The sequence below is a fragment of the Actinoplanes sp. NPDC089786 genome, from assembly GCF_040684855.1.
GTDB lineage: Bacteria > Actinomycetota > Actinomycetes > Mycobacteriales > Micromonosporaceae > Actinoplanes.
Map to the genome: position 1 here is coordinate 18,891 of NZ_JBFBGU010000046.1, position 9,035 is coordinate 27,925.

The window sequence follows — 9,035 nt, forward strand, 5'->3', positions numbered from 1 at the left end:
TCAACGACAATTTCCGTGTACGTGACACAGTGCTCCTCCTGCGGAAGCTGCTCGTTGGCAGCCGGTCAAGCGGCAGCACACCCCCGTGCTGAACCGCGGGCACACGCCATCGCGCGCCCTGGACGGCAGTAATCAGTCATTCCCCCGTGTGGCCAAGAAAGATGTCCATCGATCCGGCTCGGTCAGCCTATAGCGGCAAGGTCCATCCGCGACACCCCGTCCCATCGAGATGCCTCGATATAAAGGGATGGCGGTCGGTCAGACTGGGGGGATGACGACCGAATACCTCAGGCGCTGCCTCGACCTCGCCGCCCAGGCCCTTGCCGAGGACGACGACCCGTTCGGGTCGGTGCTGGTCGGGCCGGACGGCGACGTGCTGGCCGAGGACCGTAACCGGGAGACCAGCTCGGCCGACCCGACCGCCCACCCCGAGCTGGTCCTGGCCCAGTGGGCGGCCAAGCACCTGCCGCCCGACGCCCGCGCCGTCTCGACCGTCTACACCTCGGGGGAGCATTGCCCGATGTGCGCCGCGGCCCACGCGTGGGTCGGTCTCGGCCCGATCGTGTACGCCGCGTCCAGCGCCCAGCTCGCCGGTTGGCGGGCCGGCTGGGGCCTGCCTCCGTCGCCGGTCACGACCTTCCCGATCACCGCCGTGGCGCCGGGGATCGTCACCACCGGCCCGGTGCCGCCGTTCGACGACGAGGTGCGCCAGCTGCACGAACGCCGCGCCCGGTCGCGCTGACAAGAGCCTCGATATCATCGCCGGATGAACTCGTTCACGGGCGGTCCGGACGCGATCGACGAGATCGAACGGACCGCCCGCGAGTGGGTCGCCGCCGAGCAGCTGCGTGACCTGGTGGCGATCTTCGAAGGTCAGATTCCACCCTCGGGTACGCGTGAAGCGCTCGCGTGGCTCGACGAGTTCTCGGCGCGCGAGTGGGACTTCCGGGGTGGTCGGGAACGGTCAGCGATGAGGCTGCGCGACTTCGAGCCCGGGGTCGCCGCCACGATCACCCGGTCGCTGCGGGGCCTCGGGCTGACCGGCCGCTCGACGCCGGCCCGCGACCGCTACGACCGGATGCTCATCCTGGGCGGCGGCGCCCCGGCCTGCTTCTGCCGCCCGGCTTTCGCCTCGGCCCTGATCGCCGGCGGCCTCGAGGTCGGCGGCGTCGCGGCGCTCGGCAGCGACCGCCCGTTGCGCCAGGTGGAGCGGGAGTTCCTGGCCGCCGCCGGCGCCGCCGGCCGCACCGAGGCCGAGGCGATCGAGGCGGGCGCCCGGGCCGCCTTCGGAACGGCCGGCGCCGAGGTCATCTGCGCCGGCCGCGGCGAGCCGGCCACCAGGGCCAACACGGCCGACACCTACGACGCCTGGCGGGCCGCCGACCCGGGCGGCCACGAGACCATCCTGATCGTGACGACCGACATCTACGTCCCGTTTCAGCACCTCGACGCCGTACGCAAACTGGGTCTCGCTTCGGCCTGCTCGATCGAGACGATCGGCGTCCCCGCGGGATTCGAACTGCCGAACGGCTACCGCGTGTCGTTCACCCTCGCGCACTACCTGCAAGAGGTCCGTTCCGCCATCCGCTCCCTGCGCCGCCTGCTCGCCGCGGTGGACGGCGACGGCACGATCGCTGACTCCCGGTGAGCCCGCCCGTCACCCTGGCGCTGGTGCACAGTCCGCTGGTCGGGCCGCTGACCTGGCGCGCGGTGGCGGCCGAGCTGTCCGGCGAGTTCGGCGTGGTCGTTCCGTCGGCGGCCGGCGCCACCCAGCGGGAGATCGCCGAGGCGGTCGCCGCGTCCCTCGACGTGGACGGGCCGGTGATCCTGATCGGACACAGCGGCGCCGGTCGGTTGCTGCCGCGCATCGCCCGGGCGGTCCGGTCGCCGGTCGCGGGCCTCATCTACGCCGACTCGGCGCTGCCGGAACCGGGTCGCTCCTGGATGGACACCGCGCCGCCCGAGCGGGCCCGGCACCTGCGCGGCCTGGCCGAGGACGGGATGTTGCCGCCGTGGCACGAATGGTTCCCGCCCGAGGTGCTCGCGGAGACGGTGCCCGACCCCGGGGTGCGGTCCGCCTTCGTGCGTGAGATCCCGCGGCTGCCGCTGGGCTACTTCACCGAGCCCGGCTCGCCGGACCGGTGGACCGGACCGGCCGGCTACCTGCTGCTCAGCGAGGACTACCGGGCCAGTGCCGAGCAGGCGCGGCGGGCCGGGCTGCCGGTGGCCGAGGTGGTCAGCCACCACCTGGCCATGCTGACCGACCCGGTCGCGGTCGGCGCCGGCCTGCGCGAGCTGGTCGCGAGGTGGTAGACGAGGTCAGGCGACCGGGGTGGTCTGAAGGGCGTCGGCGAGGGCCTGGGCGTTCTTCCTGTCCGAGCGCGGGAAGGTGAGCGAGAGGCCGTCGCCCTGGTCGCCGAAGGCCAGGCGGAGCAGGCTCATGAAGCCCATCTGCACCTCGACCAGGCGGACCTGGTCGCGGGGGATCTCGCCGAGGATCTTCTTGCCGGGGCCGCCGAGGAAGGTCTGCGGCAGGAAGAACACCCGGCGGTCGGTGACCACCGGGAACTGCTTCGCGCCCGCGGTCGCCAGGTGGGCGCCGATCGCGCCGCCGGCCTCGAGCAGCAGGCCCTGCTTGAGGGCCGTGCCCATCCGGCCGGCCGAGAACTTGCCGACCATCGCCCGGGCCGCGGCCAGCGGCGTCTCGCCGGGCTGGAGGTGGGGGGCGACGATCTCGAACGCGCGGTTCTGCAGCTTCAGATTCACGTCCACGGAGGATAGGGCACGCTCGAGCCTAGATCTTCTCCGGCTCGCGGTGTTCGGACAGCAGGCGGCTGAAGGAATTGTGGAAGATCTGCAGGCCGGAGAGGCCGGGCATGGCGCTCAGGCTGGCGTCGAGGCGGCGGGCCTCGGCCACGCCGGCCTCGCCGCTCATCAGCTGGTTGAAGACGAAGACGACCTCCTCGCGCGGCTGGATCGAGGAGCCGACCGGCTGCCAGACCTTGTCGAGCAGGAACCGGGTGATGATCTGGGCCTTGCGGCTCGCGGCCAGGCGCTTGCGGGCCTGCGACACGTAGAACGCGACGTGCTTGCTCTCCTGCTGTGCGATGCGGCGCAGCAGTTCGGCCAGCACCGGGTCGGATTCGAGAGCGGCCATTCTCTTGTACGCCGAGACGGCCGTGTATTCGTTGGCCGCGCCCCAGGACATGTGCACGGCGATGAAGTCCTTGCCGACCAGGCGGCTCAGCGCCGACTGCCCGGCCGGGTCGAGGTAGTCGCGCCAGCCGAACTTCAGCCGGTTGGCGCGCAGCTGGTCGAAGCCGATCTCGATGCCGTGCATGCGGAGCACCGTGGCGAGCGCCTCGCCGTGCCAGAACTCCTCGCGGTTCCACGTCACCATGAACCGCGCGACGTCGTCGTCGGTGTGTGACGGCGTGGTCAGCAGGTCACGGGTGTAGCAGATGGTGTGGTACTCGACGTCGGTCATGTAGCGCAGGGTGCGCAACGTGTCCGCTGGGAGCGGGTGGTCGCGGAAGTGGTCGAGGTCGAGGTCGTCCCATCGCACGGCGCGGGATCCGGCCGCGTACTCGTCGATGTCGAAGGCCATGTCGAGACGCTACCTAACTATCGTTTCCGAAGTCTTGCGGCAATTTTCGCGCCGATCCGTTCGGTCAGCCCGGCGATCGCCGCGACCTTCCGGCCGATCGCCTCGGCCCGGGCCCGACCGGCCGCCGCCCCGAAGACGGCCTCGTGGAACCGGTGCCGGTCGGCGAAGGCCCGCCGCAGCGAGCCGATCGGCCAGACCGTGCGCTGCAACTCGCCCCGGGCCAGCCGCTGCGCGCGTTCCGACGTGGTGAGCCGCAGGTGGGCCTCGGCGGCGAAGAACTCCTCGTGCCGGCGCTTGATCGAGGCGATGCGGTCGATCACCTTGCGCAGGGCGCCGTTGCCGGCTCGTTCGGCCAGGGTCTGGTACGCCGCGCCGAGCACCCACTCGTCGATCAGCCCGGCCGCCATGTGGGCCCCGACGATCGCGTCCCGCTGACCGATGGCGAGCATGGTCCGCCACAGCGGGCCCCGCCACGCCCGCCGTTCACCCCACCGCTTGCGGGCCTCGCCCTCGGCCGCCGCCCGGGCCCGCGGGTCGCCGTGCGCCTCGAGCACCGCGTCGAGCGCGTCGGCGATCCAGGACCGTTCGTAGGCCCAGGTCACCAGGAACGCGGTCACCCGGGCGTCCTTGTGGGTGGCGGTCATCAGCACGTCACGCAGGTGTTCCATGGTGGCGCCCTCGACCCGGCCGAGGAACCGCACCAGGTCACGGTCGTCGGGGGCGAGCGGCTCCGCCTCGAACGGCGCCAGGTCCAGCTCGTCCCGGAACCGGCCCTGCGCGGTCCTGGTGAACGCGCGGACGTCGAACTGCGTTCGCTCCTGCACCTCAGTCACTACCGGTCGCCTCCCTCCGGGCCTGGTCGAGCACCTCCGCGACGGGCCGGCCGGTCGCCGTCGCGGTGGTCAGTGCATCGTCGTACTCCGGCTGCACGGTGACCAGGTCGGGGCCCAGCCAGCCTCGCTTGACCCCGATCGGATGCCCCCCGACTGTGACCTTGACCTCGTCGCGGCGCAGGTGCAACCGGCGTACACCGTGGATTCGGAGTCCTAGCGTCGTCGTATGGGTGAAGATCAGGCGGCAGGCCAGGTCGACCCGGGACGCCTCGGCCAGCACGGTCAGCACCTGGCCGGGCCGGCCCTTGCGCATCAGCACCGGCGTACACCAGGCGTCGGCCGCGCCCACCGAACGCAACCGTTCCAGCAGATCAGGCCAGATCCGGGGGTCGAGGTCATCGATGGTGGCCTCGATCTGACTCAGCTCTGTCGCCGACCAGTCGCTCGCGGTGGCCCCGGCCGGAGAACTCGCGGTGGCTCCGGCCTGGGAACTGGCGGCAGCTCCGGTTTGCGAAGGAGCGCCGAGCAGGACCCGGAGCACGTTCGGGTGGGTGTCCGGGTCGCGGGTGCCGGCGCCGATGCCGACCGCCCGGGTGGTCATGGCCGGCGGCGGGCCCCAGGCGGTGGCCAGCGCGACCAGCAGCGCGGCGCCGGTCGGGGTGCACAGCTCCATGGTCGCCGGATGGGCGGCCATCGGGGCCTCGGCGGCGGTCAGGATCTCGAGCACGGCCGGGGCGGGCAGCGGCATCCGGCCGTGGGCGGCGCGGGCCGTCCCGGAGCCGGCCGCGATCGGCCCGACCACCCGTCGGGCGCCCGGCGCGAGCAGGCCGAGGTCATGCAGCGCGAGGGAGCAGCCGACCACGTCGGCGATCGCGTCGAGCGCGCCCACCTCGTGGAAGTGCACCTGGTCGATCGAGATGCCGTGGACCCGGGCCTCGGCCTCGGCCAGCCGGGTGAAGGCGGCCGCCGCGAGGTCGTGGACGGGGGCCGGGAGCCCGGCCGCGCCGATGATCGCGAGCAGGTCGGGCAGGCCACGGTGAGTGGCCGTCTCGGGGGCATCGACGTCGGCTTTGGTGGCGCGGAAGCCGTGCCGGCGTACCTCGGTGGCCTGAAGCTCGATCGGCTCCACCCGCAGCGCGCGGAGGCCGGCCGTGACCACTGAAGCGCTCGCGCCCGCGTCGAGCAGCGCGCCGAGCAGCATGTCGCCGGCCGCGCCGTTCGACGGGTCGACCCAGAGGACGGAGGAGCTCATGTTCCGATCCGGCGGGCGATGCGGGCCGCGGCGACGCCCGCGCCGAAGCCGTTGTCCACGTTCACGGTGACGATGCCGGGGGCGCAGCTGTTGATCATGGCCAGCCAGGCGGTCACGCCGTCCAGGTTCCAGCCGTAGCCGACGCTGGTCGGCACCGCGATCAGCGTGGTGCCGGTCAGGCCGCCGAGCACCGAGGGCAGCGCCGCCTCCATGCCGGCCACCGCGACGACCACGTCGGCCGCGTCGATCCGGTCGCGCTCGGCCAGCAGCCGGTGCAGCCCGGCGACACCGACGTCGACCACCATGTCGGGCGTGGAGCCGAAGACCCGTACGGTCGCGGCGCACTCGGACATCACGGGCAGATCGCCCGTGCCGGCGCCGACCACCGCGACCACCCCGGTCGGCGTGGGCAGCGGGCCCAGCGTCGCCGTGCGGGCCACCTCGTCGATCTCGGCCTCGGGCAGCTCGGCCCGGCACCGCTCGATCGCCTCGGCCGACAGCCGGGTGGCGAGCACCGCCCGGCCGGGGTGCGCGCGATGGAGCCCGGCCAGCGCGCCGGCGATCTGCTCGGGCGTCTTGCCGGTCCCGAACACCACCTCCGGGTCACCGGTCCGGGCCGCCCGATCGACATCGAGCCGGGCGTAACCGAGATCATCAACGCGTGACCGGGACACCCCCTGGTGGTTAGCTTGAGCCATCGCTCCCCGTCTCGATAGGAGTTGCACCGTGGTCGTCACGCCCGCCCTGGGCAAGATGCTCGACGACATCGCCGGGTACGGCCGCACGCTGGTTGCTTTCTCCGGCGGCGTCGACTCTAGTGTCGTGGTCGCCGCCGCCGCCCGTGCTCTCGGCGGCGAGCGGGTGATCGCCGTCACCGCCGTGTCACCGGCTGTGCCCGCGGCCGAGGTCGCCTTCGCCGATGAGTTCTGTGCGGGGCTCGGTGTCGAGCACCGCATGGTCGAGACCGACGAGATGGCGGTGGCCGGTTACCGGGAGAACGGTCCGACCCGCTGCTACTTCTGCAAGAGCACGCTCCTCGACGCGGCGGCCGCGCTGGCCCGGGAGGAACATTTCGACAGCGTCGCGGTCGGCACCAACGCCTCCGACCTGGCGGCCGGTTTCCGTCCCGGCATCCGGGCGGCGGCCGAGCGCGGTGCGCGTACTCCGCTGGCGGACGCTGGTCTGGACAAGGCCGCGGTGCGGGAGATCGCCCGGTCCTGGTCTCTCAACACGTGGGACAAGCCTGCCGCTGCATGCCTGTCCAGCCGGATCGCCTACGGTTTGTCCATCACTCCCGCCCGGCTGAACCGGGTCGAGCGGGCCGAACGCGAGTTGCGCCGCGTCCTTACCCCGCACGGGGTACGAGACCTGCGCGTGCGTGATCTTGGCGATAGCGTGCGGGTCGAGGTTGATGCGAGGCTGGTCGGCCAGGCGCGAGGTGACGAGGAGGTACGGCGGACCGTCGAGCAGGCGGGCTTCGACGGCACACCAATGGCGGTGGAGCCGTTCCGCTCCGGATCGATGAACGAGATGCTGGCCGACCCCGAGCGATGGCGCGACGCCTGACTCGTGAAGTCTGTCGATCTCGTCGCGCGATGTGAGCTCAGGCATCGGGTAACGTAATCGTCATTGCCGATGATCAACGTCTAAGCAGGCCTTTCGGTAAGGTGGACATTGGGGAAGATCGATCAGGCCGAGGGGCATGAGCAGGCCGGACACCTGCTCCTGACGGGGGCGACAGGCTTCCTCGGCCAGGCGGTGCTGGAGCGCGTCCTGGCCAGCTATCCACGGCTGCGCGTCACGCTCCTGGTGCGCGGCCGCACAGGCACGACCGCGCAGGAACGCGTCGACCGGCTGCTCCGCCAGCCGGTCTTCAAGTCCTGGCGTGACCGGGTCGGCGCTGAGGCGGCGGCCGCTGAGGTCGCGGCCAGGGTCAGCGTGCTCGACGCCGACCTCGGCAACAAGGACCTGACCCTGCCCGACGACCTGACCGCGCTGGTGCACGGCGCGTCCACGGTCTCCTTCGACCCGCCCGTCGACGAGGCGTTCCGCACCAACGTGCAGGGCGTCCGCGACCTGTACGAAGCGGTGCTGCGCTCCGGCGGAAACCCGCATGTCGTGCACGTCTCGACCGCGTACGTCAATGGCGTGCACCACGGCCCGGTTCCCGAGCTGTCGCTGAAACACGACGTCGACTGGAAGGCCGAGCTGGCCGCGGCCGAGGCGGCCCGGGCGTTCAGCGAGGCCGACTCGCGCCGCCCGGCCGTGCTGCGTGGCCTGTTCGCCGAGGCCAAGAAGGTGCACGGCAAGTCCGGCCCGCGCTCGACGGCGGTCGCGGCCGAGGCCCGTCGCCACGAGTGGGTCGAGAAGCAGCTGGTCGAACATGGCCGGCTGCGGGCCAAGGTGGCCGGCTGGCACGACGTCTACACGTTCACCAAGGCGCTGGGCGAGCGGGTGGCCGAGACCCTGCTGACCGGCAAGCGGCCGCTGACCGTGGTCCGGCCGGCGATCGTGGAGAGCGCGCTGCGCTACCCGTACCCGGGCTGGATCCAGGGTTTCAAGATGGCCGAGCCGCTGATCCTGGCCTATGGCCGCGGCCAGCTCTCGGAGTTCCCCGGCCGCCCGGACGGCATCCTCGACGTGATCCCGGTCGACATGGTGGTCAGCGCGGTGCTCGCCGCGGCGATGCGTCCGTCCGAGCCCGATGATCCCCACTACCTGCACGTGAGCTCGGGCGACCGCAACCCGCTCACGTTCCGCGAGATGTACGAGCACCTGCACCGGTACTTCACCGAGAACCCGATGACCGACGGCTCCTACGGTCACGTGATCCCGCCGACCTGGGAGTTCCCCGGTTTCTCCCGGGCCGACCGGATGCTGCGGACCGGCGAGAAGCTGCTCGACCTGGCCCAGGACGCCCTGCTCCGGGCCGGGCACAGCAGCCGCGCCCGGCGCTGGCAGGACGACCTGACCACCACCCGGGAAGAGACCGACGCGCTGCGCCGGCTCGCCGACCTGTACGGCGACTACGTGCAGAACGAGGCCGTCTACCGCACCGACAAGCTGCTGGCCCTGCACCACAGCCTGACGCCCGAGGAGGCCGCGCCGGGTGGCTTCGACCCGGCCGACATCGACTGGGGCGTCTACCTGCGGGAGATCCACTTCCCGGCGGTCACCGGCAGCCGTCGCGGCCCGGACCGGCGCCGGTCCCGCAGCCGCGGCCCGAAGGACGTCAACCCGACCGGTGACAACCGCACGGTCGCCGTCTTCGACCTCGAGGGCACGATCGTCAGCTCCAACCTGATCGAGACGTACCTGATGGCGAAGCTCAACGAGCTGCCGC

10 protein-coding genes are annotated in these 9,035 nt (G+C 72.0%); 5 read left to right on the top strand and 5 right to left on the bottom strand.

All coding sequences use genetic code 11. From position 1 onward, the window contains the following. Positions 1-271: 271 nt before the first annotated feature. Genes AB0O15_RS46690 through AB0O15_RS46700 form a run of 3 tightly spaced genes read left to right on the top strand, consistent with a single transcriptional unit; the run spans position 272 to position 2,313 of the window. Positions 272-742 carry a nucleoside deaminase gene (locus AB0O15_RS46690; RefSeq protein WP_364334256.1) on the top strand — a complete coding sequence of 157 codons (471 nt, stop codon included), beginning with the start codon at positions 272-274 and terminating at the stop codon, positions 740-742. A gap of 24 nt (positions 743-766) precedes the next feature. Beyond that, on the top strand, positions 767-1,648 hold the full coding sequence (locus AB0O15_RS46695; RefSeq protein WP_364334259.1) for a hypothetical protein: 882 nt from the start codon (positions 767-769) through the stop codon (positions 1,646-1,648). Beyond that, a complete protein-coding gene (locus tag AB0O15_RS46700) occupies positions 1,645-2,313 on the top strand; it encodes an alpha/beta fold hydrolase (protein ID WP_364334261.1) in 669 nt (222 codons plus the stop codon). The genes AB0O15_RS46695 and AB0O15_RS46700 overlap by 4 nt, the downstream gene beginning before the upstream one ends. 6 nt (positions 2,314-2,319) lie before the next feature. Here the strand turns inward: AB0O15_RS46700 and AB0O15_RS46705 are convergent, their stop codons facing one another. Genes AB0O15_RS46705 through larB form a run of 5 tightly spaced genes read right to left on the bottom strand, consistent with a single transcriptional unit; the run spans position 2,320 to position 6,366 of the window. After that, positions 2,320-2,766, bottom strand: a complete 447-nt coding sequence (locus AB0O15_RS46705) for a hypothetical protein (RefSeq protein ID WP_364334264.1) — start codon at positions 2,764-2,766, stop codon at positions 2,320-2,322. 28 nt (positions 2,767-2,794) lie between these two features. Continuing rightward, the gene (locus AB0O15_RS46710) at positions 2,795-3,607 is read right to left on the bottom strand and encodes a hypothetical protein (protein ID WP_364334267.1); all 813 of its coding nucleotides are present in this window, start codon (positions 3,605-3,607) and stop codon (positions 2,795-2,797) included. A gap of 17 nt (positions 3,608-3,624) precedes the next feature. Further along, positions 3,625-4,440 carry a hypothetical protein gene (locus AB0O15_RS46715; protein WP_364334270.1) on the bottom strand — a complete coding sequence of 272 codons (816 nt, stop codon included), beginning with the start codon at positions 4,438-4,440 and terminating at the stop codon, positions 3,625-3,627. Beyond that, the gene (gene larC / locus AB0O15_RS46720) at positions 4,433-5,692 is read right to left on the bottom strand and encodes a nickel pincer cofactor biosynthesis protein LarC (protein ID WP_364334273.1); all 1,260 of its coding nucleotides are present in this window, start codon (positions 5,690-5,692) and stop codon (positions 4,433-4,435) included. The genes AB0O15_RS46715 and larC overlap by 8 nt, the downstream gene beginning before the upstream one ends. Next, positions 5,689-6,366: a nickel pincer cofactor biosynthesis protein LarB gene (gene larB / locus AB0O15_RS46725; RefSeq protein ID WP_364334276.1), complete on the bottom strand. Its 678-nt coding sequence runs from the start codon at positions 6,364-6,366 to the stop codon at positions 5,689-5,691. The genes larC and larB overlap by 4 nt, the downstream gene beginning before the upstream one ends. A gap of 52 nt (positions 6,367-6,418) precedes the next feature. On the opposite strand from larB, the gene larE reads away from it, so the two are divergent. Then, positions 6,419-7,258, top strand: a complete 840-nt coding sequence (gene larE, locus AB0O15_RS46730) for an ATP-dependent sacrificial sulfur transferase LarE (RefSeq protein WP_364334279.1) — start codon at positions 6,419-6,421, stop codon at positions 7,256-7,258. A gap of 108 nt (positions 7,259-7,366) precedes the next feature. Further along, the coding region (locus tag AB0O15_RS46735) for an SDR family oxidoreductase (RefSeq protein ID WP_364334282.1) at positions 7,367-9,035 on the top strand (1,669 nt) is incomplete at its 3' end.

Coding starts and splice junctions, on each gene's coding strand:
- larC (WP_364334273.1), bottom strand. CDS start 5,692: ATGAGCTCCTCCGTCCTCTGGGTCGACCCGTCGAACGGCGCGGCCGGC.
- AB0O15_RS46710 (WP_364334267.1), bottom strand. CDS start 3,607: ATGGCCTTCGACATCGACGAGTACGCGGCCGGATCCCGCGCCGTGCGA.
- AB0O15_RS46695 (WP_364334259.1), top strand. CDS start 767: ATGAACTCGTTCACGGGCGGTCCGGACGCGATCGACGAGATCGAACGG.
- AB0O15_RS46690 (WP_364334256.1), top strand. CDS start 272: ATGACGACCGAATACCTCAGGCGCTGCCTCGACCTCGCCGCCCAGGCC.